Genomic DNA, 26,258 nt, shown 5'->3' on the forward strand with positions numbered 1-26,258 from the left:
TTGCTTAGCGCTGCGCGACCGGGCGAACCAGCGGGGTCACGCGGCGAATGGTGACGCGACGGTTCTGCTGTTCGGCGTCCTCAGTGCGCACCTTCAGGAAGCGCTCACCGTAGCCCTGGGTGACCAGGTTTTCCGGCGGAATGCCGTAGACTTCGGTCAGCAGCGAAGCGACCGATTCGGCGCGCTTGTCCGAAAGCACGAGGTTCGAGCGATCGGAACCGACAGCGTCGGTGTGGCCTTCGATGAAGAAGGTTTCGCCCGGGTCCTTGGCCAGGACCTTCTCCATCGCCGCTGCGACCTTGCGCATGGTCTTGGCCTGCGACATCGACACCTCGGCACTGCCCGTCGGGAAAGTGATCGTGTCGAGGTCGACGCGGCGGACCTTGTCGCGCAGACGCGCGGAGTGACGGACCTCGTCCATCGTATAGACGCGTTCGACACGCTCCACTGGCGGCTCGGACAGGAACTCGTAGTAGTCACGGTCCGGATCGTCCGAAACGTCGGCGATATAGTCACGCACCGGGATGCGCAGGCGCATCGGCGGCAGTTCGTAGCCGACGTCGATTATAGCCGGGCGCGGACCTTCGTCGCGCTCAGGCGCATAGATCATCAGGTACTCATTGCCGTCGCGGTCAACACGCGAACGCTGCAGGATGTCGCCGTAACGGTTGTAGACGGTGACGATCCGGTAGCCGCCCGGACGCAGGATGGTTTCGCGGGTGCGGCCACGCGGAAGCTGGTCGTAGTAGGTCTCTTCCGCATCGTGGCGCAGGCGCGGACGGTCGTCGCCACGCACGAAGATCTGGTCGCCGACGCCGAGGATGACGCGGTTGTCGACCTGTTCGACCACCTTCACCTCGGTAATGTTGTTGGTGATGTTGTTGACGGTCGTGTTGTTGTTGATCACCGTGTTGTTGATGATCGTGTTGTTGACGATGTTGGTCGTCTCCGGAACCACGAACACCGGCGCCTCATCGACGCGCGTGCCCTTTTCGTTGAGGTTCGCCTCGATCTTCTGCGGCAGGTCGGCCGGGATTTCAGCAGCGATGGCAGCCTGGGCGGCCGCATCGTCAGCCGGCGGCGGCGCATCTTCTTCCTTGGCACGCAGCTCTTCACGCAGCTTCTGGCGCTCTTCGCGCGCCTGGTTGCCGCCGGTATTGTCCGCGTCCTTGTCGCTGTCGAGCACGGCCGCACCGTTTTCGACCGGCAGAACCACGGTCTCATCGGTCGCCGCCGGGTCTTCGGCGATCTTCACCTTTTCTTCTTCCGTGCGGGTATCGACCACTTCCGGAACTGGCTGCTGCACCTGCGGCTGCTGCTCGGCGGTGGCCGGCTGCTCGGTCCCTGGGACCACCTGGCCTTCACCGGTCTGCGGCTGCTCTGTGCCGGGCACAGGCTGGCCTTCGCCGGTCTGGGGTTGCTGCTCGGTGCCCGGCGCCGTTTCGCTCGGCGCAGGCTGCTCGCCTACATTCTGCTCCTCTGTGGTCGCAGGCTGTTCGGCTGCCTTGCCACCTTCCGGCGGGCATGCGGTGGATGCATCCTGACCTTCCGGCACGACGCAGGTGCCGGGCTGAGCCTGCTCGGCAGCCTTCTGCTCTTCTGCAGCCTTCTGTTCTTCGGCTGCCTTCTGCTGTTCAGCAGCCTGACGGGCAGCTTCGTCTTCCGCAGCCTTCTGCTCGTCGGCGGCCTTTTGCTCGTCGGCGGCCTTTTGCTCTTCTGCAGCCTTTTGCTCTTCAGCCGCCTTTTGCTCCTCAGCCGCCTTCTGTTGCTCAGCGGCCGCACGGGCTGCTTCTTCCTCGGCAGCCTTCTGCTGTTCAGCGGCCGCACGGGCAGCCTCTTCCTCGGCGGCCTTCTGCTGTTCGGCGGCTGCGCGGGCAGCCTCTTCCTCGGCAGCCTTCTGCTGTTCGGCGGCTGCGCGGGCAGCCTCTTCCTCGGCAGCCTTCTGCTGTTCGGCGGCTGCGCGGGCAGCCTCTTCCTCGGCAGCCTTCTGCTGTTCGGCGGCTGCGCGGGCAGCCTCTTCCTCGGCAGCCTTCTGCTGTTCAGCGGCCGCACGGGCAGCCTCTTCCTCGGCAGCCTTCTGCTGTTCAGCGGCCGCACGGGCAGCCTCTTCCTCAGCAGCCTTCTGTTGTTCGGCAGCCTGACGTGCTGCCTCCTCTTCAGCCTGACGCTGCTGCTGCAGCAGCAGCTCTTCGTCAGACTGACCGCCACCCTCCTGTGCAACCTCGAATGGCTTCATCAGGTTGTCGGCGACAGCGGGCGGAACCGCCACGGACACCGACAGCACCGGCAGCGCGACGGTTGCAAACAGTTTGGATCGAATCGACATTTGTCTTCCTTCCTCTTCTTGGGAGGTCCTGGTCCCGCATCTTCTTCCCGGTGTGTGACACGCCCAAGAATCGATGCGAACGCGAATACTCACGGGGCCTTGACCCAAGGTTCCGGCTTTTTTGTGTTGCCGGCGACACGCGCCGTCAAGTGCAATGCCCGAGCCGCGCGCCGGTTCCTTGACAAGGGCTAGCCGAGACAAGATTAACCGCCGCTGAACGCGCCGTTCATGTTCATTGCGCAGCCCGCCACCACAATCTGCGGTCGAAATCCTTTTCCCGGTGAGCAGCTTCGCTTTCCTGTTGATTTTTACAGGAAAAGAGTACGAATATCGCCGCAACCGGAGGCAAACGCTCCGGCAGAAATTGGCATCCGTGAAAAACAAAAAACCGGATGTCGACCAACAGAGAGGACTATCATGCGTATTTCCAAGCGGCTGGCAGCCGCCGCATCGGCTGCCGTTTTCGTGCTCATGGCAGGCTCGGCCATGGCCGACGGCGAAAAGGTCGTTATCGGCACGGAAGGCGCCTACCCGCCCTTCAACAACCTCGAAGCGGACGGCACGCTGACGGGCTTCGACATCGACATCGCCAAGGCACTGTGCGCGGAAATGAAGGCCGAATGCACCTTCGTCACGCAGGACTGGGACGGCATCATTCCGGCGCTGATCGCCAAGAAGTTCGACGCCATCATCGCCTCCATGTCGATCACTGCCGAGCGCAAGGAAAAGGTCGACTTCACCAACAAGTACTACAACACGCCGCCGGCAATCGTCGTGCCGAAGGATTCGCCGATCACCGAGGCAACCGAGGCAGCGCTTGCGGGCAAGACGCTCGGCGCGCAGGGCTCCACCACCCATTCCAACTATGCCGAAGCGCATATGAAGGGTGCTGAGATCAAGCTCTATCCGACCGCTGACGAGTACAAGCTCGATATCGCCAACGGCCGCATCGATGCCGTCATCGACGACGTCGTCGTGCTCTCCGAATGGCTGAAGTCGACAGACGGCGCCTGCTGCAAACTGCTCGGCACGCTGCCGATCGACCCGGTCATCAACGGCGAAGGCGCCGGCATTGCGGTTCGCAAGGGCGACGATGCGCTGCGCGAAAAGTTCAACAAGGCGATCGAAGCGATCCGCGCCAACGGCAAGTACAAGGAAATCAACGAAAAGTACTTCCCGTTCGACGTATATGGCAGCTGATTGACGGGATCCGGCGCGATTTCCTAGTGAATCATGCCGGAGAAACGTCAGTTCATGCGAAAAATGCAACGGCGGATGGCTTGCCCTTCCGCCGTTTTTGTTTGACAAGAGCCTAAAACAAAGCGCGATCGATACACACAAAAACGGCGCAAAGGGGAAACTTCTGACATGAGCGGGTTGTTTGCCGGCTTCTATTCCATCCTCTCCTGGATCGGATCGATCGTCGATCCATTCTGCGGCCCCGTCGGGGTCTTCACTTGGCTGGCGCCCGGCACCTTGCTGGCCTGCGGCGACACCGGCTGGGGCGATGATATCGCCTACGGCTTCGTGGTTACCGCGAGCCTGGCCATCGCCACGCTGCCCGTCGGTCTGCTGATCGGCTTTTTCATCGCTCTCGGAAAGCAGTCCGAAGAGCGCACTGTGCGGTTGGCCGCCAACATCTACACCACGATCTTCCGCGGCCTGCCCGAACTGCTGACGCTCTTCATCGTCTATTACGGTCTGCAGATCCTCGTTCAGCAGCTGCTGGCGACGCTCGGCTACGAGGGCCCGGTGGAGATCAACGCCTTCTTTGCCGGCATGATCGCGCTCGGCGTCGTGTTCTCCGCCTATTGCTCGGAAGTCCTGCTCTCGGCCTTCAAAGCCATTCCGCACGGTCAGTACGAGGCCGGCGACGCCCTTGGTTTCCATCGCGGCAGAACCATGCGGCTCATCGTCCTGCCGCAGCTGGTGCGCATCGCGCTGCCCGGTCTCGGCAATCTCTGGATGGCGCTGCTCAAGGACACCGCCCTCGTCTCCGTCGTGGGCCTGACCGACATCCTGCGCCAGACCGGCGTCGCCGCCCGCGTGACCAAGCAGGCCTTTGAATTCTACGGTGTCGCCTGCGTGCTCTTCCTGATCCTCGCGATGATTTCCTCGATCGTCTTTGCGAACCTGGAACGCTGGACCAAACGTGCGGAGATGGGCCGATGAGCGCAGTAGCAACGATGATCCCGCCGCAGGCCCCGCCTCCGGCTCCGCCGAAGCCCTATACGCTGACCCGCTTTGTCGGCAGCGTCGCGCTCGGCATCTGGCTGGCGCTTGGCGTCGGCATCTTCCTGACCGTCGTCGGCGGCTGGGATCCGGAGAAATTCGCGAAATACGGTCCGCGCTTCCTCAGCGGCCTCGGCGTGACACTGATGCTGGTCTCGATCTCGATCGTGCTGGGCGCCGCCCTGTCGCTGCCGATCGCGTTTGCCCGCATGTCGAAGAGCAAGCTCTGGTCGTGGCTCGCCTACGGCTATGTCTACTTCTTCCGCGGCACGCCGCTGCTCGCACAGCTCTTCCTCATCTATTACGGCCTCGGCAGTTTCCGCCCGCAGCTCGAAACGGTCGGTCTTTGGTGGTTCTTCCGCGACGCGTGGAACTGCGCGCTCTTCGCCTTCACGCTCAATACCGCGGCCTACCAGGCGGAAATCCTGCGTGGCGCAATCGAGAGCGTGCCGCGCGGCCAGCGTGAAGGTGCAGCCGCTCTCGGGCTGCCCGAGCGCGTCGCTTTCTGGAAGATCATCCTGCCGCAGGCGATGATCGTGGCGCTGCGCCCCTACGGCAACGAAATCATCCTGATGATCAAGGGCTCGGCGATCGTCGCGATCGTCACCGTCTTCGACCTGATGGGCGAAACCCGTTACGCCTTTTCCCGCACCTTCGACTTCCAGATGTATATCTGGGCAGCCCTTCTCTACCTGATCATGGTCGAGATCCTGCGCAACATCTGGAGCATACTGGAAGCGCGCCTGACCCGTCACCTCAAGCGCTAGTTCCGCAGATCGCCGACAAGGAAGGCTTGGCAGCACTCTCCATGAGATGCTGCCAAGCCTTTGTTATTTCTGACGAAAGTTTCATTTTGGGGCAAATATTAGCTCTTGATTAAGAAATCAAGAGTTTCATCATAGAGACCAACCTTTGCGAGAAGTGAGGTCCTGATGACAAACGAAATGGAACTGCAACTGAAGGGCTACGGCCTGACGACGGCCCAGATCCTCTACCGCATGCCGGACCATCCGACATTCCTGCAGACCTATATCTGGCAGCACTACGACCTGGCACCGGATTTTCCCGAGATGCGCAGCTTTCTGAAATTCTGGGAAGAAAAGCTGGATGGCCCACTCCATTCGGTGCGCTACGTCCACCGCAAGCTGATTTCGGCGACGGAATGGCGGGCACTGAAGGGCGAGCTTATTCTGCACTGAGGCGCCCACGAAAAGCGATGTGCCCGAGGTGGCCTTCGGTCAGACAGCCGGCGTAGCGATCGGCAAGCCTTGATTACCGCCATCGCTCAAGCGTTGCGGACCTTGCGGCCGATGTGCGCTCAAACATGCACCTCCCCATGCGCCAACTCCCCTTCGCGCGGCTCCCTGTGCAGCGAGCCGTAAAGCACCAACCCATAAAACAGAGCCACGCCAAGGATCACCGGCCAGCCGGGCAAAGGGCCGAGCGCGGCATTCTGCGCCACATCGGCCCAGGAGCGCACGTGACCGAAGGGCTCACCGTTGGCTGAGATCTTCGGTGAGGAAATCTTCAGCGCCCACGCGAGCAGCAGGATCAGATACATCCAGCAGTAATTGCGCTGCAGCCGCCGGCAGACCGCTTCGCGGTAGCTCATCAGAAAGGCCGGTTTGCGCAGGCTCTTGGCAATCGATGCGGCCCAGTTGAGGTTCTGCGTCCCGTCCGGCGCCAGGATCTGGGCGAAATATCCGCGTTCCAGCTGTCGCACGCGGGCACGGTAGACATCGAAGAAGCGGTAGCGCCGCGCCTCGATCAAGAGCAGCAGCGTGATCAAAAGCATCGCGAAAAGCAATACGCCGTGGTGTGACGATGGGGTCGACAGCGATACGGACAGCAAGGCCGCAACCACGGTGATCGCCCAATTCGACGTTCGGTCGATGCGGTCGCGCCAACCGGCCATCCGCCCCATTTCACCGCGATAGTAGTGCACCACCGCATTGATCTGCTCCTGCGACGTCTGCGGCAGCGGCGGGCCCTTCATTTCCTTGACCTCCGCGCTGATGATCAGCGGACCGAGCTCGGCGGACATCGGCATTCCTCCCGTCTTTTCTTATGCTTGCGATGATGACTCCTTTCCTCGCGCCGATAAATCCCGACCGCGTCGCAAGGCGCCGTTTTTCGTTCAAAAGGCCAATGAAGTCCTGTCTCTCGCCCGGATATCGCTCAATCCGCCGCGGTAAACGATCGCCGACGGCGATTGCCAAAGCGCCTCTGCAGACGTAAGAAGCGCCCATGACCCAGAAGAGCACGAAAATCGACGAGGAAGCGCTGGCGGAAGCCTATAACCGCGCCCTCTCCCTGGAAAAATCCGGCAACTTCGATGCCGCGGCGCAAGCCTATGCCGAAGTGCTGGCGCTCGACCCGGAAGACCACGGCGGCGCTGCCGTTCGCCTGGCTTCGATGGGACGCGGCGAGACGCCCGTGAAGGCGCCTGATGCCTATGTCGCCACCCTCTTCGATCAGCACGCCGAAGTGTTCGACAACGTGCTCGTCGACCAGCTCGGTTACTGCGTGCCGCTCCTTGTGCGCCAGCGACTGCAGGCGCTCGAACTCGGTCCGTTCGATCGTGTGCTCGATCTCGGCTGCGGCACGGGACTGACCGGCGGTGCGCTTCGCGACATGGCTGACGATATCACCGGCGTCGACCTCTCCGAAAACATGGTCGAGATCGCCCATGAGAAGGATCTCTACGAGACGCTCTACGTCGCCGAGGCGGTCGATTATCTCGACGACAACGATGACGAGCCGTTCAATGTGATCGTCGCAACCGACGTGCTCCCCTATATGGGCGCGCTCGAGGCGCTGTTCTTCGGCGCCGTCGACAATCTTGTGCCCGGTGGCCTGCTGATCTTCTCCAGCGAAACGCTGCCGGCTGAAACCTTCGCCGGACGCGATTTCATGGTCGGACCGCACCAGCGCTTCGCCCACGCCGAGAGCTATCTCCGCAACCGTCTCGCCGCCACCGGTTTCGAGATCGTCGAGGTCGGCGACATCACCGTGCGTTTGGAAGAAGGCGAACCGATCGCCGGCCATCTCGTGATCGCGCGCTTCAAGCCCTGAATGACCTTGTGCCGAGGGAGCATCTGATGATGCTCCCTTCGCTCTTTTCGCGATCCGCGCCATCAGTTACACCAGAGCGAAAGCAATGGGAGCATACTGAAAATGGCAAAGGTCGCATTCATCGGGCTCGGCGTAATGGGGTATCCCATGGCCGGCCACCTCAAGGTCCGCGGCGGACACGAACTGACGGTCTATAACCGCACCTTCGCCAAGGCCGAGAAATGGGCCGCCGAATTTGGCGGCCGCGCGGCGCGCACACCGGCGGAAGCCGCAGATGGCGCCGATTTCGTCTTCTCATGCGTCGGCAATGACGACGACCTGCGCTCGGTAACCACAGGCAAGGACGGCGCCTTCGAGACGCTGAAGGCCGATGCCGTCTTCATCGACAACACCACCGCTTCGGCCGAGGTCGCCCGCGAGCTTTACGAAGCCGCAGGGGCCCGCAACGCCCACTTCATCGATGCTCCGGTTTCCGGCGGCCAGGCGGGTGCCGAAAATGGCGTGCTGACGGTCATGTGCGGCGGTGACGAAGCGGCCTTCGACCGGGCAAAACCCGTCATCGAAGCCTTTGCCCGCATGGTCGGCCTGATGGGTCCGGCGGGTGCCGGGCAGATTACCAAGATGATCAACCAGATCTGCATCGCCGGCCTCGTCCAGGGGCTCGCCGAAGGCATTCACTTCGGCAAGAAGGCCGGGCTCGACATCGAGAAGGTGGTCGACGTCATCTCCAAGGGAGCTGCCGGCTCCTGGCAGATGGAAAACCGCCACAAGACGATGAATGCCGGCAAGTACGATTTCGGCTTTGCTGTCGACTGGATGCGCAAGGATCTCGACATCGTGCTCGCTGAAGCCCGCCGCAACGGCGCCAAGCTGCCGGTGACGGCTCTGGTCGATCAGTTCTACGGCGACGTACAGGAAATGGGCGGCAACCGCTGGGATACGTCCTCGCTGCTTGCCCGCCTCGAAAAATGAGCCTCGGCCCATCCTCGACCGCAGACGAGATCATCGCGCACCTGCGGTCGCTCGGATCTGACGACAATCTCGCCGGCATGGCGCGCTTCGGCATCGTCACCGAAGCCGCCCTCGGCCTCTCCAATGTCGAGCTCCACAAGGTGACGCGGCAAGTGAAGACCGATCACCGCCGCGCGCTCGAACTCTGGCAGTCCGGCATCCGTGAGGCGCGCATCCTCGCCGCCTTTCACCGCCGATCCGAAAGCGCTGACGCTGGAAGAGGCGCGCCGTTGGGCCGACGGCTGCAATTCCTGGGAGGTCGTCGACACCGTTGCCGACCTTTTCGTCGCCGCCCGCTTCGAGCGCGAGCTGATCAGGGAATTTTCGGCCGACGAACGTGAATTCGTCCGCCGCATCGCCTTTGCTATGATTGCGACCGCTGCGGTCCACCTGAAGAAGGAACCGGATGCGACGCTCCTTGCCTGGCTGTCGCTGATCGAGCGGCACGCAGGCGACGAGCGAAACTTCGTCAAGAAGGCAGTCAATTGGGCGCTGAGGCAGATCGGCAAGCGCAACGCTTCATGCCACGGTCCGGCGCTGGCGCTCGCCGAACGCCTGGCTGAAAGCACAAACCGCGCCGCCCGCTGGACGGGCAAGGACGCGGTTCGCGAACTCAGCAGTGACAAGGTGCTCGAGCGGCTCGGTCTTCATCAAAGCCAAGCGCACTAGCGAGGTCTCAATCCTCGGCGGATTTCGCCTGGTCGATCACCATATAGTCGAGCGGAAGCTCGGTCGTGTACTTGATCTGCTCCATGGCGAAGGCGGAAGAGACGTCGCGGATCTCGATCTTGGCGATCATGCGCTTGTAGAAGGCGTCGTAGGCAGCAATGTCGGGAACGACCACGCGCAGAAGATAGTCGACGTCGCCGCTCATGCGGTAGAATTCGACGACCTCGGGAAACTCCGACACCACCTCGGAGAAGCGGCGAAGCCATTCCATCGAGTGCGAATTCGTGCGGATCGACACGAACACCGTGACCTTGGTGTTGATCTTCACCGGGTCGAGGAGCGCGACACGGCGGCGGATGACGCCGTCCTCTTCCATCTTCTGGATGCGCCGCCAGCACGGCGTGGTCGAAAGCCCCACCTTCTTGGCAAGGTCGGCAACGGCCAGCGTGGAATCCTCCTGCAGCAGGCGCAGGATTTTGCGGTCTAGGCGGTCCATGGAAGTCCCTCTCGAATTATTTTTCCCTCTATAGCGCGAAATTGGTGAAGATAAAGAAAATTGTTTCAGGACGCGAGCATGACCACCCGCTCCCGCAGGAATGGCAGCACATCGGCCTCGAACCACGGATTGCGCTTCAGCCAGCCGGTATTGCGCCAACTCGGATGCGGCAGCGGCAGGATGGCGGGATCCGCATTGCGCAGCGCGTAACGCCGCCAGTCCTTCACCGTATCCGTCATCGATTTCGGACAGTCCGGCCCGATATGCCAGCGCTGCGCATAATGCCCGATCGCCAGCACCAGCTCGACCTGCGGCATCTGATCCATCACCCGCCGCCGCCAGAGCGGCGCACATTCCCGGCGGGGTGGCAAGTCGCTGCCATGGGCATCGTAGCCCGGAAAGCAGAAACCCATCGGCACGATCGCGAATTTCGCCGCATCATAGAAGGTCTCGCGGTCCACCCCCAGCCATTGGCGGAGCCGATCGCCGGATGCATCGTTGAACGGCAACCCGCTGTCGTGCACACGAAGCCCGGGCGCCTGCCCGGCGATCAGGATGCGTGCTGCGGTCGAAATCACCGCAACCGGCCGCGGCTCATGTGGCAGACGGTCATCATTACCGCGCAGCGGACTGTCGCGACAGATGCGGCAGGCGGCAATTTCCGCCCTCAGCCGCTCCAGATCTCGGAAATCGTGCTCAGGCATCGCCGATACCCGCAAACAAGGCGGTCAGCCGCTCCATGAGCCAGCGCCTTATGGTTTCGAGCCAGCCATCGACCAGATGCGGCCCCTCGTCCGGATGGCCATTCGTGCGGCGCCATTCCTGCGGCGTCGTGAACGTGCCGGCCCAGATGCCGCGCCGCTCCTTCTCTGCCTGCGCCTCTTCCGCCTGATAGCGTCCGTAGCTCACCGCATACCCGGAGAGCACCATCTCACGGCCGACGTCACGCCCGCCCGCCTCGCATGTGCCGAGGTCGCGACCATATCGGTCACGGCCATGAAAACGGCAGCGGACATCGCCGGCGGAAACCTGCTCCCGCAGGCGATCGCGCGCCTGGCGGCCGCAATCCCAGGCCTCGTCGTCGCGCACGCAGCTCTGGTCGAGTTCCGGCGCATCGATCCCCTCGATGCGGATGCGCTTGCCGCCCAGGCGGAGACTGTCACCATCGCTCACGGACGCCGCTCCCCGCGCTTCCCCGGTTGCCGCGCGCTCCCCCACGGGCAGCTTGTCGGCGCAATAGGCGACGATCGAAAGCAGCAGAAGGAAGATCCATCCCCCGAGCATGCCGCCGCGGCCGGCCGGTCGTGACCGGCCCGAAGAACCTCCGCCGCGTCCGCCGGTGAAGCGGTATCTCGCCCGACCCGGTTTCACGTTTCTTGTACCTCTATCGCTTCGCGCGTTCCCATCAAGCGCGGAATGAAATTAGAAACATGCACGATTCCATAAACTTAGAGGTGGAATCTCATGCGCTGGCTGCCGTTTTGGCGAAAAGACACGACTGCGCCACAATGGTTGTCGAATCCTTCACGCACGGCAGCAACTTCTTAAGGATTGCTCACTAGACTGCAAGGCAACCACAACCTTCGCATAAGAGCATGAGTATCGCCGCCAGCACCTCGACAGATAAGAACATTGTCGACAAGTCGCGAAACCATCGAAACAAGGCCGTTTCGAGGACGGTCCGCGCGACGCGAGAGCGGCTGCAAACTGGCTCGTCCGTGCCTTCGGGCTTCGATCGCGAAATGCTCAATCTTTACATCGATTCGGCGTTGCACAATGCCATCGCCATACCGGTGCTCGTCGCCCTGATTGCTGCCGTCGGGGTCTATCTTTCCGGCAATCTCGCCATCATCCTCTGGGCCCTCATGACCCTTTCGGCGCATGCGGTGACGCTCGTGCTGGCGAGGAAGGCGCACAAGAAGGACATCAGTACCGAAAAGGTCCCGGTCTGGCGCCGGCGCTTCCTGCTCGGTCAGGTGCTGATTGGCCTCTGCTGGGCAGCTTTCGTTGCGCAGGATTGCTCGTCGTGCGGCGATGTCCGCTTCGGCTTCTTCGAAGGCACTGCCCTCTTGTTCGCGCTCGCGGCCACGGCCATGGGCACATTTCTGTTGCGTAATGCCTTGCTCTGCACCTTCACGCCCGTGGTCGCCGCATTGGCCTTCGTCTCGCTGACGACCGGCAATCCAATCTATATCGGCCTTACGGGCATCATCTCGCTGGCGCTGCTCTTCCTGGTGTTCATGACCGATCGCATGAACCGGGCCAATGTCCACATTCTCTCGGTTCAATCGGAAAAGGACGACCTGATCGCCGAACTCGAAGTGGCAAAATCGATGTCGGACGAAGCACGACGCCGCGCAGAGGAAGCAAACCTCGCCAAATCACGCTTCCTGGCATCCATGTCGCACGAACTGCGCACGCCACTGAACGCCATTCTTGGCTTCTCCGAGGTGATGTCGACGGAGGTCCTCGGTCCGCTGAGTAACCCGACCTACAAGGAATACACCAACGATATCCATCGTTCCGGCGAGCATCTGCTGAACCTGATCAACGAGATCCTCGACCTGTCGCGTATCGAAGCCGGCCGCTACGACCTGAACGAAGATGCCGTCAGCCTCGTCGAGATCGCCGAGGACTGCGTCGGCATGGTGCAACTGAGGGCGCGCGCCAAGAACATCACCATCCACTCGCAGTTCGAACTTGGCATGCCCTCGGTCTGGGTCGACGAGAAGGCAATGCGCCAGGTCATCCTCAATCTGCTGTCGAATGCCGTGAAGTTCACCAATGCGGGCGGCGAAGTCACCTTCAAGGTCGGCTGGACGGCCGGCGGCGGACAATATCTCTCGATCAAGGACAACGGCCCAGGCATCCCCGAAGAGGAAATCCCGATCGTTCTGTCGGCCTTCGGTCAGGGCTCGATCGCCATCAAGAGCGCCGAGCAGGGTACCGGCCTCGGCCTGCCCATCGTCCAGGCCATTCTCGCCAAGCACAACGGCGAATTCATCCTGCGCTCCAAACTCCGGGAAGGCACCGAGGCGATTGCCATCCTGCCGGCCCGTCGCGTGCTCGAAAGCCTGCCGGCGGTCGAGGACGTGGCAGCGCCGATCCGTCGTCGCAAGAGTTTCGCCTGATCCATGTTCATCGAAACGCAACGCTTGCGGCTTCGGCCCTGGGAGCCGCGCGACGTCATGCCGTTTGCGGCCGCCAATGCCGATCCGGAGGTGCGCCGCTACTATTTTCCCGACGTACTGACGCCGGAAGAGACTGCGGCAATGATCGCCGACTGCGACTGGCACCTCAGCAGACACGGCTTCGGATTTGTGGCCGTCGAGCGCAAGGCTGACGGAGCGTTCATCGGTGGTCTCGGTCTTTCGTATGCCGGAGTCGAGATCCCCGGCGGCCCGCATGTCGAAATCGGCTGGATCCTCGCCCGCCCCTACTGGCGGCAGGGATATGCGCTCGAAGCGGCGAGCGCCTGCCTGCACCATGCCTGGTCGAAACTCGGACTTGCCGAAGTCATCGGCTATACCTCACGCATCAACCAACCATCCCGCGCGCTGATGGAAAAGCTCGGCATGCGCTCGGATCCGATGGAGGCTTTCGATGACGTGACGGTGCCCGAGGGCAATCCGCTGCGTCCGCACGTGCTCTATCGGATCGCGCCGAACGACCGGCGGTAGCGGATCAATTCAAGAAGCCGTCGAAAATCACGACGTAGCCGGCGTAGACGCCATTGGCGATGATCAGGCAGAGGCAGGCGAAGGAGCCGAGGTCCTTGGCGTTCTTGCCCATTTCCGAGATTTCCGGCGAAACGCGGTCGACGATCTCCTCGATCGCCGTGTTGATCGCCTCAAAGGCCATCATCAGGAGAAACAGGATCGCCATCGCCACATACTGGAAGAACGTCGCGCCGACGATGACGAAGGCAACCATGGCGATGCCGAAGGCGATCAGTTCATGGCGGAAAGCAGCCTCGCTGATCAGCCGTTTCGCGCCACCCAGCGAATAGCTGGCTGCAGCGAAGAGATGCCGAATGCCGGTCTGCTTCTCGACGGGACCCGTCTGTCCAATGCGGTGTGTGGTGTTCTTGGCGTCCATTTCTTCTCGACAGGGCTTGAAACTGCGCTTGCTTCGACATCGTGAATGAGGCGAATGCAAGGCGTTTCCCGGTTGCAGGCACCCAAGACTATAGCTAGGGCGCGCATCTGCGCTTTGGATAGGCGAGAAGGACGCAGCCATCAAGGCCCGCCGCACGGTGCATTGGCGCGCGCGACAGGCTTTGGACAGAAATCGGCCGGGCTTCCTGCGGAACCCGGCCCTATCTTCGTTATTCCTTGTTGCTGACGCCAGCCTGCGCGAAGGTCGCCATGCCGCTGTGGCAGGCGGCCGCGGCCTTGACGATCCCGGCGGCAAGGGCGGCGCCCGTGCCCTCACCGAGCCGCATGCCGAGCGCCAGAAGCGGCGTCTTGCCGAGCTTGTCGATCGCCCGGATATGGCCGGGCTCGCCTGAGACGTGGCCGATCAGGCAGTGATCGAGCGCTGACGGATTGGCAGCCTTCAAAATAGAAGCCGCCGCGGTCGCCACATAGCCGTCGATGATGACGGGCACCTTCTGGACGCGGGCGGCAAGGATGGCCCCTGCCATTGCCGCGATCTCACGGCCGCCAAGGCGACGCATCAGTTCGAGCGGATCGGAAAGGTGATCGCGATGCAGCGCCACCGCCTTCTCGACAGCCGCGATCTTGCGCTTCAAGACCTCACCTTCTGAACCGGTACCCGGACCGACCCACTCCTCGGCCGTGCCACCATAGAGGCCGAGATTGATCGCGGCCGCGATGGTGGTGTTGCCGATGCCCATTTCGCCGATGCACAGCAGATCCGTGCCGCCGGCGATCGCTTCCATGCCGAAGGCCATGGTGGCGGCGCAGTCCCGCTCGGAGAGCGCCGCTTCCTCGGTGATGTCACCGGTCGGGTATTCGAGCGCCAGGTCGAAGACCTTGAGGCCGAGGTCGTGGCTGACGCAGATCTGGTTGATCGCAGCGCCACCGGCGGCGAAGTTCTCGACCATCTGCGCGGTGACGGACGACGGGAACGGGGTGACGCCCTGACGGGTGACGCCATGGTTCCCGGCAAAGATCGCCACCAGCGGCCGGTTGACCGCCGGCGCCTTGCCGGTCCAGGCGGCGAGCCAGAAGGCGATTTCTTCGAGACGACCAAGCGCGCCCGGCGGCTTCGTCAGCTGTGCGTCCCGCTCGCGCGCCGCGACCAGCGCTGCCGCATCCGGCCCCGGCAGGTTGCGCAACAATTCGCGGAAATCATCAAACGGCAGGCCGCTGGCACTCATGCTGGGAATCCTTGCATATCGTGAATCTACGCTCCTCATAGAGGGCGTCGAATATTCGGGCAACGGCATTTGCGCCAATCCGCGTCGCCGGCGCATGATCGACCGTCAGGTGGACGATTCGACGCACTGTGGTTTTGGATGCTCACCCTGCTCTCACTTGCGGGCGCCGGTGACATCTGCGATTGCGGCTGAAGGCCGGATCTTTGGAGGGGCCATGGGCTTTCTGGGCGATTTCTGTGACGACGTGGCGCGCTCGATCGGCTTCCTGAGCCGCATTCCGATGCCGGCACGCCACTTCGTCGGATATGACGGGCGGCTGAACCGGGCCGTGCGCGCCTTCCCGCTCGCTGGCATCGTCATCGTCCTGCCCGCTGCCGCCGCCGCCAGCGCGATGATCGCGCTGCAGGTGAGTTCGCTTTTTGCCGCCTTCGTCGTCGTCGCGCTCCAGGCGCTGCTGACCGGCGCGCTGCACGAGGATGGGCTTGGCGATACCGCCGACGGTTTCGGCGGCGGACGCGACCGCGACGCGGCGCTCGCGATCATGAAGGACAGCCGCATCGGCACCTATGCCGCCGTCGCGCTCATTCTTTCCTTCGGCCTCCGGGTCTCGGCGCTTGCCTCCATCCTGCCGCTGTTCACGCCGCTCGGCGCCGGCATGGCGGTCCTTGGCGCCGCTGCGCTCAGCCGCGCCGCCATGGTCTGGCACTGGTCCAGCCTGCCGCCAGCGCGCAGCGGCGGTGTTGCGGCGTCCGCCGGCGAGCCGGATCCGGGCGCTTCCCGCTTCGCCCTCGCCTTCGGTCTTCTCGCAACGATGCTGCTCTTCTATTTCGCCAAGGTCCCGGCCCTCGGCCTGATCGCGACGCTCGGCGCCTTCTTCACTGCCGTCAAAGGCTTCGGCCGGCTCGCGGCCGCCAAGATCGGCGGGCACACCGGCGACACGATCGGCGCCACGCAGCAGCTTACGGAAATCGCCGTGCTCGGTGCCCTTGCGCTGACGGTTTGAAAGATCGATATAATCCGGGAAAAACTGGGCAACGCCATGGAATCTCCCTGCATTCTCGTCTGTTCCATCGACGACAAGACCGGCTACTGTTTCGGCTGTGGCCGAACGCGCGACGAGATCGGCCGCTGGACCCTCTATACCGATGCCGAACGTCGCAGCATCATGACGGTACTTCCCGCCCGCCTTGAAACCGTCGAACGTAAGCCCCGGCGCGAGACCCGCCGCAACCGCATGGCGAGGGAACGCGGAGAAGCATGACCCGTCTCGCCATCCTGCTCTCGATCCTGGCCATTGGCCTCATCCTGTTGATCGTCAACCACGATGCCGGCCGCACCATGGGCCTTGCCAACGACGATTTCGGTCGCCTTGTGTCGCTCGGTGCCATCGCCACGCTGATCGGCGCCGGGGTCCTGCAAAGCCGCCGCCGTTTCGGTGAAGGGCTGCGCCAGGTCGCCATCTGGCTCCTCATCACACTCGCCCTCGTATCCGCCTATGTCTATCGCTTCGAACTGCAGAGCTTCGGCAATCGCCTGCTCGCCGGCCTCGTCCCCGGTCGCGCGACCGTGATCACCGACAGCGAGGGCCAGCAGGAAGTGGTGCTGCACAAGATGCTGAACGGCCACTTTGAAACCGGTGCCACCGTCAACGGCAAGGATATCAACATGCTGGTCGATACCGGCGCCAGCAGCATCGCACTGACCTACGAGGATGCCGAACGGATCGGCCTCGACCCGGAAAACCTCAGCTACATCGTCACCGTCATGACCGCCAACGGACGGGCACAGGCAGCACCGGTCATGCTCGAGGAAATCTCCGTCGGCCCGATCACCCGCCGCAACATCGGCGCGACGGTGGCCGCCAAGGGGCGGCTCGACCAGAGCCTGCTCGGCATGAGCTTCCTGTCGACGCTGGAGATGCTGCAGATGCGCACCGACGAGCTGCGCCTGCGCGACTGAGCCACAGGCGCCAGAGCAAACCGCAGCGGCGGCCCGCCCTCAGTTTCTCAGCCGGTAGCCGGTGCGGAAGATCCAGGCGAGGATCGACATGCAGGCCGTCAGGAAGGCGATGATGATCACCGCGCTGAAGATCGGGTTGACGTCGGAAACCTCGAAGAAGCTCCAGCGGAAGCCGCTGATCAGGTAAAGCACCGGATTGAAGTGGCTGACCGCCTGCCAGAAGGGCGGCAGCATCTTGATCGAATAGAAGCTGCCACCAAGAAAGACGAGCGGCGGGATCACCAGCATCGGGATCAGGTTCAACTGCTCGAAGTCCTTGGCCCAGATGCCGATGATGAACCCGAACAGGCTGAAGGAAATCGCCGTCAGAACGAAGAAGAAGACCATCACGAACGGATGCGCGATCGTCAGGTCGACGAACAGCGAGGCCGTCAAAAGGATGATCGTGCCGATCATCAGCCCCTTGGTCGCCGCCGCCCCGACATATCCAAGCACGATCTCGACCATCGAGACCGGCGAGGACAGAACCTCATAGATCGTACCGGTGAATTTCGGGAAATAGATGCCGAAGGAACCGTTGCCGATGCACTGCGTCAGAAGCGTCAGCATCATCAGGCCGGGGGTGATGAAGGCGCCGTAGGAAACGCCGTCGATTTCCTGGATACGCCCGCCGATCGCGGCGCCGAAGACGATGAAATAGAGAGACGTGGAGATGACGGGCGACACCACGCTCTGCAACAGCGTGCGGCGGGTGCGGGCCATCTCGAAGAAATAGATCGACTTGATCGCCTCGATGTTCATCGCCCTGCCCCCACGATTTCGACGAAGATGTCTTCCAGCGAGCTCTGCCGCGTGGAAATGTCCTTGAGCCGGATACCAGCTTCGGCGAGCGCCGCCAAAAGTGTGGTGATGCCGGTGCGTTCGGCGCTCGTATCGTAATCGTAGATCAGACAGTGCCCATCGGCCTCGAGCGTCAGATTGTAGCTCGACAGTTCTTCCGGAACGCCATCCAGCGGATGGGCGAGATCGACACGCAACTGCTTGCGCCCGAGCTTCAACATCAGCGCTGCCTTGTCCTCGACCAGCAGGATCTCGCCGCCGTTGATGACGCCGATGCGGTCGGCAATCTCCTCCGCCTCTTCGATGTAATGCGTCGTCAGGATGATGGTGACGCCGGAAGCGCGCAGCCGCTCGACGACGTCCCACATGCTCTTGCGCAGGTTGACGTCGACACCGGCGGTCGGCTCGTCCAGGAAGAGGACCCGCGGTTCGTGCGACAGCGCCTTGGCGATCAGCACGCGCCGCTTCATGCCGCCCGAGAGCTCGCGCAGCATGTTGTCCTTCTTGTCCCAGAGCGACAGATCCTTCAGCACCTTCTCGATATGGGCGGGGTTCGGCTTCCTGCCGTGCAGGCCGCGGGAAAAGGAGACCGTGTTCCACACGGTTTCGAAAGCGTCGGTGGTCAGTTCCTGCGGCACGAGCCCGATCATCGCGCGCGTCTCGCGGAACTCGCGCACCACGTCATGGCCGCCGACCGTCACCGTTCCGCCGCTCGGATTGACGATGCCGCAGATGATCGAGATCAGCGTCGTCTTGCCGGCGCCGTTTGGTCCGAGCAGCGCCAGGATCTCGCCGTCCTCGATATCCAGGCTGACGCCCTTCAGCGCCTGAAAGCCGGAGGCATAGGTCTTCGACAGATTGGAAACGGAAACGATAGGCGCCATGAAGCTGATCCGGATGCGGGGGGACAAGTCGGCAGGTTTCGCCTATATGGGGCAACTGAATGCGATTTGCATCCTACCGGATGGAAAAAACGGGGTGACGCTTCGTCAATGCGGCTGCGACAGACGCGCACCCGCCTCCGTGCCGCCGCCCGTTCGCGACGGTCGGTGCGCCACCAGCCGGTCATGGATGAGCATCCCGAAAACCATCGCCGCCACGAAGAGCATCGTCGGCGGCAAACCGAGCGACAGCGAAGCGAGCGCCGGGCCCGGGCAGAGTCCCACCAGCCCCCAGCCGACACCGAAGATTGCCGCGCCGACAATCAGTCGCCTGTCGATGACCTGATTGTCCGGCAAATGGAAGGTTTCGTCGAACAAAGGATGCTTCAGCCGCCGCGTCAGCACGACACCAAGCGCAGAAACAAAGACAGCGCCGCCGAGCACAAAGGCAAGGCTCGGGTTCCAGTTGCCGGTGATATCCAGAAACGCCCGCACGCGCGCGGGGTCGAGCATGCCGGACAGCGAAAGACCGAAGCCGAACACGAGGCCGGAGAGAAGCGTTGCCGCGAGGCGAAAGAAGCCGCTGTTCATCCGAGCAAACCCATGACAAGGACCGTGACGATCGCCGCGGCCATGAAGGTAGCAACCGCGGCAATCGACCGCCGCGACAGCCTCGCAAGGCCAACGACGCCATGGCCACTGGTGCAGCCGGAGCCCATGCGCGACCCAAAGCCGACCAGCAGCCCGCCGGCCACCAGCAGCGGCCAGGAGGACGTGACAGTCACCACCGGCCAGGCGCCGAAGACGAGACGAAAAAGCAGCGGCCCCGCCATCAGCCCCAATATAAACAACGCGCCGGTGGAGGCCTGTACGCCCTGCAGCAGACGCCCGGCGATACCGCTGATCCCGGCCACCCGGCCGTTGGCAACCATCAGGATCGCTGCCGAAAGGCCGATCAACAGCCCGCCCGACAGCGCATTCCCGTATTCATTCATGTTTTCGAACCATCCCGACAGAAGATTTGATAGAGCGCACCAACCAGACGCGCCACCTTGTCGTGGCTAAGCCGATAGAACACCTGCTTGGCCTGCCGACGCGTCGAGACAATGCCGGCATCGCGCAACACGGTCAATTGCTGCGAGAGGGTCGGCTGGCGAATGCCCAGGCTCTCTTCGAGTGCCGCCACCGAGTGCTCACCCTCCAGCAAGGCGCTCACGATCAGCAGTCTGTTTCGGTTGGCGAGAGTTCTCAGTATCTTTGAAACTTCGGCGGCGTGCACGGCCATATCCGTACGCACCCCCGGAAATTGCATAACAGTTCCCATAGCTTCCTCCTGTCGTTGCCCAAGGAGTGAGTGGAGCCCCAATGCTTGCTGCGGTTATGCTGACTACTATCCGTGATTGTTCTACGAAGTAATATAATATCGTAATACTTATTAATAAACCAGACGAAACATGACAGCGCGATCGGCGCTAGTGCCCCTTACCTGTCGGTTTGCTGTCAAATCATATAGAAAATTCAGGTCGTTACAACGCGGCTGCTACAAGGGCCAAAACGCCATATTTGGGGCAACCGCGCGGAAGATTCAGGTCAGGCATAAAACTTCTGGTGTAGTGACCCGAAATGGGAAGCTGCAATGATGCTTACCGGGGGCATCGGCCCCAGCGCCTGCGCCGGAATTTCGACACCGGCCTGGCGCCGGCCGAACCCAGAGATCAACCATTATCCGGCGAGCGATCTCCAAATGAATCGTCGTCAGTCCCGTTCCCCAATCCCGTTCCGTTGTCACGAAACGGTGATGGTCTTCGAGCAATTTGCTCGCGCGGCGCGCTATCGCCCTTTTGATTTGCGCTCGTGATTTGCACGCCGGAGCCTCCCCCTTTTGCTCCGGTTGTTGGGCCGGCCTCCCCGCCGGCCTCTTTTTTGCCCGCCTGCGATTTCGCAGACGGCAGCAGGAAGGCGCGCACCCAGGTCAGTCGCAGTGACGATAGCCGGTCTTGCGGGTTCTCAGATCGAAGTGGAAATGGTCCTTGTGGAACGGGTCGCTGCCCGGTCCGAGCACGGTGTTGAAGTATTTGCAGCTATCGGAGCGAACGGCCTTCAACAGCCCCTTTTCACGGAAGGCGAAAAAGCCCGGCTTGCGGACGTCGATTTCCTTACCGTTCTTCAGCACGAACTTGCCGACATCGATGGCGTTGCCGCGCGCATGTTCGGACATCGGGTTGCCGCGGCGGGAATTCATCGTGCGGCAGGAATAGCCGCCGAGCGGCTTGATGGTCTTTACGCCAGACCAGTAGCGGTAGCGCGACGATGGCGCGAGCTCGTACTTCACCCACTTGGCGAAGGCCTCCGTCACCTCGCAGTTAAGCTTGACCGCCGGCTTCACGCCGATGCCGCCGGAGAGACCGCTGAGTTCGATCGGATAGTCGATCCCGCAGGAAGGCCCGTTACTGATGCGCGGAATATCGCGGAACTGGACGCCGAGCTTTCTCAAGCGCTGACGGCAGGCGATCTCCGAGCCCGGCATTTCACCGGTGTAGTCGGGCGTCGACATAGGGTTGCGTACGCGCGGCAGCATGGCGACCTGCTGCGGTTCCTGCGCCCGCTGCATTGCGCGCTGCGCTTCCATGGCACGGGCACGCTGCGCCTCTTCGGCCGCAGCCTTCTCGGGAGAAAGCGGCGGCAGGTCCGGATCATAGCCAAGGTTCGCCTCATCCGCGGGCGCAGCTCCGGATGCCCCGCCGAGCTGGCGCACATTGTCTTCGCCGATGCCGTCGACCACCGGCTGGCTGGAATTACCCTCGGCGATCTCGTTGCTCTGCTCCTGCGCCAGGCCGACGACCGGCTGCTCGACGCCGAGCATGGCATCCATGTTGACGCCTTCATCGGGGATGGCCGTAGAACCCGCATTCGCCGGCTGCGCACCGGAGGAGACCGCCTCGTCACTATCGATCATCGGCAGCGAGCGCCGCGTTTGTCGAGGCGCCGCCTGCGCAGGAGAAATATAATCGGGATTGCCGCTGCCCATCGAAGCCGATGTGGTAGCGGGATAGGCAGCCACTTCTTCCTGCGGCACCGCGTCGACCGGGACCGGCCCGATCGAACCGACCCGGGAGCCGCCATCGATACGACTGGGCGGCGATAGCGCGTCATCGGTCGAACAGGCGACAAGCGATAGTGACAGAACGAGTGCTGTCAGCGGGCGATGGAGACGAGTGACATACGCCATACCGAACTGCGCCTTCCTCAAGACGGCCAGCAGACCGCCATTCATTACCCCGCCGCCCCCCGCAACGGCGCGCCAACCGGCACGCAATGATCGCTGCAGCACTCGCAAGTGCTGCCTTTCGCCTGTGTCGCAAACCGGGCACAGCAATCGAAAGGCCAGACTTCGCAGGCATTTTATTCAAATACGGTAAACGAAGCCTTGCGGCCGATACCCGCGATCGAGGGTGGCGGGCTTACCGTTCTGGCTGACTGCCGACAACAAAAGGCCCGCGTCCTTGCCGGACGCGGGCCTCCTTTATCGATTGTCGATCCGCTTGATGTCAGCGGCACTCGCCGCGATGCACGATCCGGAAGCCCGCGCCACCAGCCTCGCAGGCGTTCGAGAAGGTTTCCATCCGCCCGCCGCGCTGGCCGCAGACCGGCGCGAATTCGCGGGTGCAGAACTGCCCTTCCGAGGGGCGATCGTCGCCGCGACGGCATTCGCCGCTGCCGATGACCTGGAAGCCCTCAGCGCGGGCCTGGCAGGCGTTGGGGAAGGTCTGCGTGTTGCGGCCACGCTGGCCGCAGACCGGCATGTACTCCATGGTGCAGGCCTGCGGCGGGCGCACCGGCGGGCGGTTGTCCGGACGGCACTCGCCGCGATGGATGACGTTGAAGCCGTCGGCACGGGCCTGGCAGGAGTTCGAGAAGGTGCGCATGCGATTGCCGCGCTCACCGCAAACCGGCGCGTATTCCATCGTACAAACCGGCGGACGGATCGGCCGCGGCCCCGGGCGCGGCTCGTCGACGACGACGGTACAGGCCGAGAGAACGCCAAGCGCCAGCATCAGCACGGCGATCGGGCGCGTCAGAAGAAGTTTGAGAAGTGCCATGGATGTCCCCTCTTGTGCATGTTTCCTTCAATCGTGCCGATTAAAGGACAAAAACATGCAAAAATTCAAAGTGCTACAGCGGCCTTTTGCGCGTCCGACAGGACGCGCGGCGCTGTAGTGCAGCGGTCGGCAACCGGAACGACGCCCCGTCAAACACCTCCCGCTTCTCGCGTATCTATCCCCAGCCACGATCAGGTCAAGACGGAGATAATCGTCGTGCACGGTAACCGGAGGCGAGAGCGGCAGATAGGCCACAATCGTTGTCACAGGATTGCGATCACGGGCGCCCCATCGTTGCGACGACGCAGCAATCGAAGCCCGCGAGCGTGTCCGGTTTAGCTGGCTGACGAATGCTGGCGGCCTCAGATGAGCTTGACGCTTATCGTCGTCACTTCGCTCGCGATCGTTTTCAGCGCATCGAGAAACGGCACGTTCCCCTTCCCAGTCCGCAACCCCGACAATTCGTCGGAGTTCGAGAAGACGAGCGCGACATCGCCCGGCCACCCCGGTCCACCGCCCTCAAGGGCATCCCAGAACGCATCGAGGTTGCAGCCGAACATCCCGGCCCCTTCCGGCTCCGCGACATCGAGATAGCGCTGCCAGAATTCGGCGGCCGAGCGGATGCCTGTACAATCGATAACAACTTTCTTCATGTCCCGACCATGGCCACTGCTTGCAACGACAGTCAACTTTCCGACCATCGCGCACGCCACTTTGCGCAGGGCATAAGCATGGGAAAAGCGCACGATCGGCATAGCGCGAAAAACTCGCGCGGCACGCCGCGCGGGTTTAACAAGGACTGCAAGGCTTGCGCTCAGGCGGCGCGGCCGTAACCTGCGTGCGACGCCGAACTCTGCAGCCGGAACTTCGTCAGCAGCGACTTCAGTTCCCGGCTCTCTGCTGCCAGCGTCTGGCTTGCGGCGGTCGTTTCCTCGACCATTGCGGCATTCTGCTGGGTCATCTGATCCATGCTGTTGACAGCGACGTTGACCTCCTGCAGCCCGGTCGCCTGTTCGCGCGCGGCCGTCGCGATCGAGGCCACCTGCTCGTTGACGCGGTTGACCAGGGTTTCGATCTCCGTGAGAGCTTCTCCGGTCGAGCGGACCAGTTGGACCCCGGCACCGACCTCGCGCACCGAGGCGCCGATCAGTTCCTTGATCTCCTTGGCAGCCCCTGCGGAACGCTGCGCCAATTCGCGAACCTCCTGCGCTACCACTGCAAATCCACGACCCGCCTCACCGGCACGCGCCGCCTCGACGCCGGCATTGAGCGCCAGCAGGTTCGTCTGGAAGGCGATCTCGTCGATCACCCCGATGATCTGGCCGATCCGGCCGGACGACCCCTCGATCCGGCCCATGGCATCGATGGCGTTGCGCACGATGCCGCCGGACTTGGCGGCGCTCGCCTTGGTCTCGTTGACCATGTCGCGCGCCTCGTTCGCCCGCTCGGAAGCGTGGCGGACCGTCGAGGTGATCTCGTCGAGTGCGGCGGCGGTCTCTTCAAGGGCGGCCGCCTGCTGCTCCGTCCGGCGCGAGAGATTGTTCGCCGCTTCGGAGATATCGCCGGCACTGGCCGTGACGATCTCGGTGGAATGCGAGATCGAGCCGATGACGTCGCGAAGTGCTGCTACGGCCGTATTGAAGTCCTCTCTCAGCTTGCCGTATTCCGGCGCGATATGGCCGATCTCGGCGGTCAGCTCGCCACTTGCCAGGAGCTCGAGTGCGGCACCGACGGTCTCCATCGCATCCGCTTGCGCTTCCGCCGTTGCCCGCTGGCGCTGCTCGTTGCCGCGCCGCTCGGAACTCAGCCGCTCCTGCTGCTCGGCTTCGCGCGAGCGCAGTTCCAGCCGCTCGCGGACGGAATCACGCAGCACCACCAGAACCTTGGCCATCTGGCCGATCTCGTCGCCGCGGTCGGTCTCCGGCACCTCAGACGAAAGGTCCTCGTCGGCGATCGCGCGCATCGAGGCTTTCAGCTTCTCAACCGGCTTGACGACGCTGCGCACGATCGCCAGGGCCGCCATCAGGATGGCGAGCGCGGCGGCGGCGAGAATGCCCGCGCCCTGCCAGGCACGTTCGCGGAACATCGCCGCCAGATCGTCGGCATAAACGCCCGTGCCGACCACCCAGCCCCAGGGCTTGAAGCCGGCGACATGCGAATACTTCAGCACCGGCGCGTCCGCGCCCGGCTTCGGCCAGTAGTAGTCGACGAAACCCTGGCCGCTCTTTTCCACGGTCTTCACGAACTCGACGAAGAGGTGCTTGCCGTTGGCGTCCTTGTTTTCGGTGAGATCCTTGCCGTCGAGCTCCGGCTTGATCGGATGCATCACCATGGTCGGATGCATGTCGTTGATCCAGAAGTAGCCGCTACCCTGGTAGCGCATCGCCTTGATCGCCTCGAGTGAACGCTTCTGCGCCTCCTCGCGCGAGAGCGTGCCGGCCACTTCCAGCTTGTGATAGGCGTCGAACACCGCGATTGCGTTTTCGTCCATTGCCGCGAGCATCGCCTTGCGCTCGCCGACGAGCTTGTCCTGCGCCTGGAACAGGCCGAATGTCAGCGCCGCCGCCATGGTCAAAAGCGCAAATGCCACCAGCGCGTAGAGACGCGCCGAGATTCTGAATTTCTTCATTGCCAATCCCCTGCCCCTTCGGCGCTCCTCGCGCCGCCCCTTGAGACCCCGGCTGCCGCCAGCATGGCCGGCCGCACTCCAAGAGCCTGCAGGATAGGAAGAGGTCTTTGCAAAGCCCCTAACAACCGATCCCTAAATTTGACATTTCTGAACAACCCCTCCGAAAGTCTAAGGCGGCGACGCGGCGGGATGCGACCTGCATTTGTGCGGCGGCGGGCCTTCCCACAGCAAGCGCGGTCGGGTTACATCTTTCATCCAACAGGGAGACAGGCCGCATGACCGAACAGACCAAACCGACCGGCGAGCTGACCTTGCGCACACTCGCCATGCCCGGCGACGCCAATGCGGCCGGCGATATCTTCGGTGGCTGGGTGATGGCGCAGATGGACCTTTCCTGCGGCATCCGTGCGGCCGAACGCGCCCGTGGCCGTGTGGTGACCGCGGCGGTCAAGGAAATGGCCTTCGCACTGCCGGTCAAGATCGGCGACACGCTCTGCATCTATACCGATGTCGTCAAGGTCGGCCGCACCTCGATGACGCTCAAGGTCGAGGCCTGGGCGCAGCGCTACCTCTCGCATCTGATGGAAAAGGTCACGGACGCGATCTTCGTCATGGTCGCGCTCGATGAGCACGGCAAGCCCAAGCCTGTGCCGCCGGAGGAATAGGAGCGGCGGCCGTGGATCAGGTTCCGACCAA

29 protein-coding genes and 1 pseudogene are annotated in these 26,258 nt (G+C 62.8%); 14 read left to right on the plus strand and 16 right to left on the minus strand.

Translation table 11 applies throughout. The annotated features are described in order from the left end of the window. Positions 1 to 4: 4 nt before the first annotated feature. Positions 5 to 2,326 carry an OmpA family protein gene (locus PWG15_RS08630; RefSeq protein ID WP_275023988.1) on the minus strand — a complete coding sequence of 774 codons (2,322 nt, stop codon included), beginning with the start codon at positions 2,324 to 2,326 and terminating at the stop codon, positions 5 to 7. A 417-nt stretch (positions 2,327 to 2,743) separates the two neighbouring features. Here PWG15_RS08630 and PWG15_RS08635 point away from each other — a divergent pair, with 417 nt between their 5' ends. The 4 genes from PWG15_RS08635 to PWG15_RS08650 all read left to right on the plus strand — a co-directional run bounded on the left by PWG15_RS08635 (position 2,744) and on the right by PWG15_RS08650 (position 5,757). Then, on the plus strand, positions 2,744 to 3,526 hold the full coding sequence (locus PWG15_RS08635) for an ABC transporter substrate-binding protein (RefSeq protein ID WP_275023989.1): 783 nt from the start codon (positions 2,744 to 2,746) through the stop codon (positions 3,524 to 3,526). Positions 3,527 to 3,694: 168 nt separating this feature from the next. Beyond that, the gene (locus PWG15_RS08640) at positions 3,695 to 4,498 is read left to right on the plus strand and encodes an ABC transporter permease (protein WP_275023990.1); all 804 of its coding nucleotides are present in this window, start codon (positions 3,695 to 3,697) and stop codon (positions 4,496 to 4,498) included. After that, the gene (locus PWG15_RS08645) at positions 4,495 to 5,325 is read left to right on the plus strand and encodes an ABC transporter permease (RefSeq protein ID WP_275023991.1); all 831 of its coding nucleotides are present in this window, start codon (positions 4,495 to 4,497) and stop codon (positions 5,323 to 5,325) included. Before PWG15_RS08640 ends, PWG15_RS08645 begins: the two co-directional genes overlap by 4 nt. Positions 5,326 to 5,490: 165 nt before the next feature. Continuing rightward, positions 5,491 to 5,757: an usg protein gene (locus PWG15_RS08650; protein WP_275023992.1), complete on the plus strand. Its 267-nt coding sequence runs from the start codon at positions 5,491 to 5,493 to the stop codon at positions 5,755 to 5,757. A 119-nt stretch (positions 5,758 to 5,876) separates the two neighbouring features. Here the strand turns inward: PWG15_RS08650 and PWG15_RS08655 are convergent, their stop codons facing one another. Beyond that, positions 5,877 to 6,602 carry a DUF2270 domain-containing protein gene (locus tag PWG15_RS08655; RefSeq protein WP_275023993.1) on the minus strand — a complete coding sequence of 242 codons (726 nt, stop codon included), beginning with the start codon at positions 6,600 to 6,602 and terminating at the stop codon, positions 5,877 to 5,879. Between the two features lie 203 nt (positions 6,603 to 6,805). Between PWG15_RS08655 and PWG15_RS08660 the strand changes: the two genes are divergently transcribed. The 3 genes and pseudogenes from PWG15_RS08660 (at position 6,806) to PWG15_RS08670 (ending at position 9,313) form a co-directional block, all read left to right on the plus strand. Next, on the plus strand, positions 6,806 to 7,633 hold the full coding sequence (locus PWG15_RS08660) for a class I SAM-dependent methyltransferase (RefSeq protein ID WP_275023994.1): 828 nt from the start codon (positions 6,806 to 6,808) through the stop codon (positions 7,631 to 7,633). 102 nt (positions 7,634 to 7,735) lie between these two features. Beyond that, complete coding sequence (locus PWG15_RS08665; RefSeq protein WP_275023995.1) at positions 7,736 to 8,605, plus strand: NAD(P)-dependent oxidoreductase; 870 nt, start codon at positions 7,736 to 7,738, stop codon at positions 8,603 to 8,605. Next, positions 8,602 to 9,313: pseudogene (locus tag PWG15_RS08670) on the plus strand (DNA alkylation repair protein). Before PWG15_RS08665 ends, PWG15_RS08670 begins: the two are co-directional and overlap by 4 nt. Positions 9,314 to 9,320: 7 nt before the next feature. Here PWG15_RS08670 and PWG15_RS08675 read toward each other — a convergent pair. The 3 genes from PWG15_RS08675 to PWG15_RS08685 all read right to left on the minus strand — a co-directional run bounded on the left by PWG15_RS08675 (position 9,321) and on the right by PWG15_RS08685 (position 11,180). Continuing rightward, on the minus strand, positions 9,321 to 9,809 hold the full coding sequence (locus PWG15_RS08675; RefSeq protein ID WP_275023996.1) for an Lrp/AsnC family transcriptional regulator: 489 nt from the start codon (positions 9,807 to 9,809) through the stop codon (positions 9,321 to 9,323). Between the two features lie 65 nt (positions 9,810 to 9,874). After that, on the minus strand, positions 9,875 to 10,513 hold the full coding sequence (locus tag PWG15_RS08680; protein WP_275023997.1) for a uracil-DNA glycosylase family protein: 639 nt from the start codon (positions 10,511 to 10,513) through the stop codon (positions 9,875 to 9,877). Further along, positions 10,506 to 11,180, minus strand: a complete 675-nt coding sequence (locus tag PWG15_RS08685; protein ID WP_275023998.1) for a thermonuclease family protein — start codon at positions 11,178 to 11,180, stop codon at positions 10,506 to 10,508. The genes PWG15_RS08680 and PWG15_RS08685 overlap by 8 nt, the downstream gene beginning before the upstream one ends. Before the next feature lie 224 nt (positions 11,181 to 11,404). On the opposite strand from PWG15_RS08685, the gene PWG15_RS08690 reads away from it, so the two are divergent. Together PWG15_RS08690 and PWG15_RS08695 are read left to right on the plus strand one after the other, a co-directional pair. Further along, positions 11,405 to 12,940 (plus strand): sensor histidine kinase, encoded by a 1,536-nt coding sequence (locus PWG15_RS08690; RefSeq protein ID WP_275023999.1) that lies wholly within the window; start codon positions 11,405 to 11,407, stop codon positions 12,938 to 12,940. A gap of 3 nt (positions 12,941 to 12,943) precedes the next feature. Then, positions 12,944 to 13,489, plus strand: coding sequence for a GNAT family N-acetyltransferase (locus PWG15_RS08695; RefSeq protein ID WP_275024000.1), 546 nt, complete (start codon positions 12,944 to 12,946; stop codon positions 13,487 to 13,489). A 4-nt stretch (positions 13,490 to 13,493) separates the two neighbouring features. On the opposite strand, the gene PWG15_RS08700 is transcribed toward PWG15_RS08695, so the two are convergent. Together PWG15_RS08700 and cobT are read right to left on the minus strand one after the other, a co-directional pair. Beyond that, positions 13,494 to 13,907 (minus strand): diacylglycerol kinase, encoded by a 414-nt coding sequence (locus PWG15_RS08700; RefSeq protein ID WP_275024001.1) that lies wholly within the window; start codon positions 13,905 to 13,907, stop codon positions 13,494 to 13,496. A 229-nt stretch (positions 13,908 to 14,136) separates the two neighbouring features. Next, a complete protein-coding gene (cobT, locus tag PWG15_RS08705) occupies positions 14,137 to 15,153 on the minus strand; it encodes a nicotinate-nucleotide--dimethylbenzimidazole phosphoribosyltransferase (protein WP_275024003.1) in 1,017 nt (338 codons plus the stop codon). Positions 15,154 to 15,367: 214 nt separating this feature from the next. Between cobT and PWG15_RS08710 the strand changes: the two genes are divergently transcribed. The 3 genes from PWG15_RS08710 to PWG15_RS08720 are packed head-to-tail and all read left to right on the plus strand — an operon-like array spanning position 15,368 to position 17,112. Further along, entirely contained in the window at positions 15,368 to 16,156 is a 789-nt protein-coding gene (locus tag PWG15_RS08710; protein ID WP_275024005.1) for an adenosylcobinamide-GDP ribazoletransferase, read from the plus strand. Positions 16,157 to 16,192: 36 nt separating this feature from the next. Continuing rightward, positions 16,193 to 16,414, plus strand: coding sequence for a DUF1289 domain-containing protein (locus PWG15_RS08715; RefSeq protein ID WP_275024006.1), 222 nt, complete (start codon positions 16,193 to 16,195; stop codon positions 16,412 to 16,414). Then, entirely contained in the window at positions 16,411 to 17,112 is a 702-nt protein-coding gene (locus PWG15_RS08720) for a retropepsin-like aspartic protease family protein (RefSeq protein WP_275024007.1), read from the plus strand. Before PWG15_RS08715 ends, PWG15_RS08720 begins: the two co-directional genes overlap by 4 nt. Positions 17,113 to 17,151: 39 nt before the next feature. Here PWG15_RS08720 and PWG15_RS08725 read toward each other — a convergent pair whose 3' ends face one another. The 5 genes from PWG15_RS08725 to PWG15_RS08745 all read right to left on the minus strand — a co-directional run bounded on the left by PWG15_RS08725 (position 17,152) and on the right by PWG15_RS08745 (position 20,157). Beyond that, complete coding sequence (locus tag PWG15_RS08725) at positions 17,152 to 17,913, minus strand: ABC transporter permease (RefSeq protein ID WP_275024008.1); 762 nt, start codon at positions 17,911 to 17,913, stop codon at positions 17,152 to 17,154. Further along, a complete protein-coding gene (locus PWG15_RS08730) occupies positions 17,910 to 18,836 on the minus strand; it encodes an ABC transporter ATP-binding protein (protein ID WP_275024009.1) in 927 nt (308 codons plus the stop codon). The genes PWG15_RS08725 and PWG15_RS08730 overlap by 4 nt, the downstream gene beginning before the upstream one ends. Before the next feature lie 105 nt (positions 18,837 to 18,941). Next, entirely contained in the window at positions 18,942 to 19,424 is a 483-nt protein-coding gene (locus PWG15_RS08735) for a YeeE/YedE family protein (protein ID WP_275024010.1), read from the minus strand. Further along, entirely contained in the window at positions 19,421 to 19,828 is a 408-nt protein-coding gene (locus PWG15_RS08740) for a YeeE/YedE family protein (RefSeq protein WP_275024011.1), read from the minus strand. Before PWG15_RS08740 ends, PWG15_RS08735 begins: the two co-directional genes overlap by 4 nt. Further along, the gene (locus PWG15_RS08745) at positions 19,825 to 20,157 is read right to left on the minus strand and encodes an ArsR/SmtB family transcription factor (protein WP_275024012.1); all 333 of its coding nucleotides are present in this window, start codon (positions 20,155 to 20,157) and stop codon (positions 19,825 to 19,827) included. Before PWG15_RS08745 ends, PWG15_RS08740 begins: the two co-directional genes overlap by 4 nt. A gap of 312 nt (positions 20,158 to 20,469) precedes the next feature. Between PWG15_RS08745 and PWG15_RS08750 the strand changes: the two genes are divergently transcribed. Next, a complete protein-coding gene (locus PWG15_RS08750; RefSeq protein WP_275024013.1) occupies positions 20,470 to 20,691 on the plus strand; it encodes a hypothetical protein in 222 nt (73 codons plus the stop codon). Between the two features lie 114 nt (positions 20,692 to 20,805). Here PWG15_RS08750 and PWG15_RS08755 read toward each other — a convergent pair whose 3' ends face one another. From PWG15_RS08755 to PWG15_RS08770, 4 genes are all read right to left on the minus strand, one after another. After that, positions 20,806 to 22,062, minus strand: coding sequence for an extensin-like domain-containing protein (locus PWG15_RS08755; RefSeq protein WP_275024385.1), 1,257 nt, complete (start codon positions 22,060 to 22,062; stop codon positions 20,806 to 20,808). 319 nt (positions 22,063 to 22,381) lie between these two features. Next, positions 22,382 to 22,933 (minus strand): Kazal-type serine protease inhibitor family protein, encoded by a 552-nt coding sequence (locus tag PWG15_RS08760; RefSeq protein WP_275024014.1) that lies wholly within the window; start codon positions 22,931 to 22,933, stop codon positions 22,382 to 22,384. A 362-nt stretch (positions 22,934 to 23,295) separates the two neighbouring features. Continuing rightward, positions 23,296 to 23,688 (minus strand): barstar family protein, encoded by a 393-nt coding sequence (locus PWG15_RS08765; RefSeq protein WP_275024016.1) that lies wholly within the window; start codon positions 23,686 to 23,688, stop codon positions 23,296 to 23,298. 59 nt (positions 23,689 to 23,747) lie between these two features. Beyond that, the gene (locus tag PWG15_RS08770) at positions 23,748 to 25,562 is read right to left on the minus strand and encodes a methyl-accepting chemotaxis protein (protein ID WP_275024017.1); all 1,815 of its coding nucleotides are present in this window, start codon (positions 25,560 to 25,562) and stop codon (positions 23,748 to 23,750) included. A 275-nt stretch (positions 25,563 to 25,837) separates the two neighbouring features. Here PWG15_RS08770 and PWG15_RS08775 point away from each other — a divergent pair, with 275 nt between their 5' ends. Further along, positions 25,838 to 26,227, plus strand: coding sequence for an acyl-CoA thioesterase (locus PWG15_RS08775; protein WP_275024018.1), 390 nt, complete (start codon positions 25,838 to 25,840; stop codon positions 26,225 to 26,227). Positions 26,228 to 26,258: the final 31 nt, after the last annotated feature.

The organism is Ensifer adhaerens (assembly GCF_028993555.1).
Classification (GTDB): domain Bacteria; phylum Pseudomonadota; class Alphaproteobacteria; order Rhizobiales; family Rhizobiaceae; genus Ensifer; species Ensifer adhaerens_I.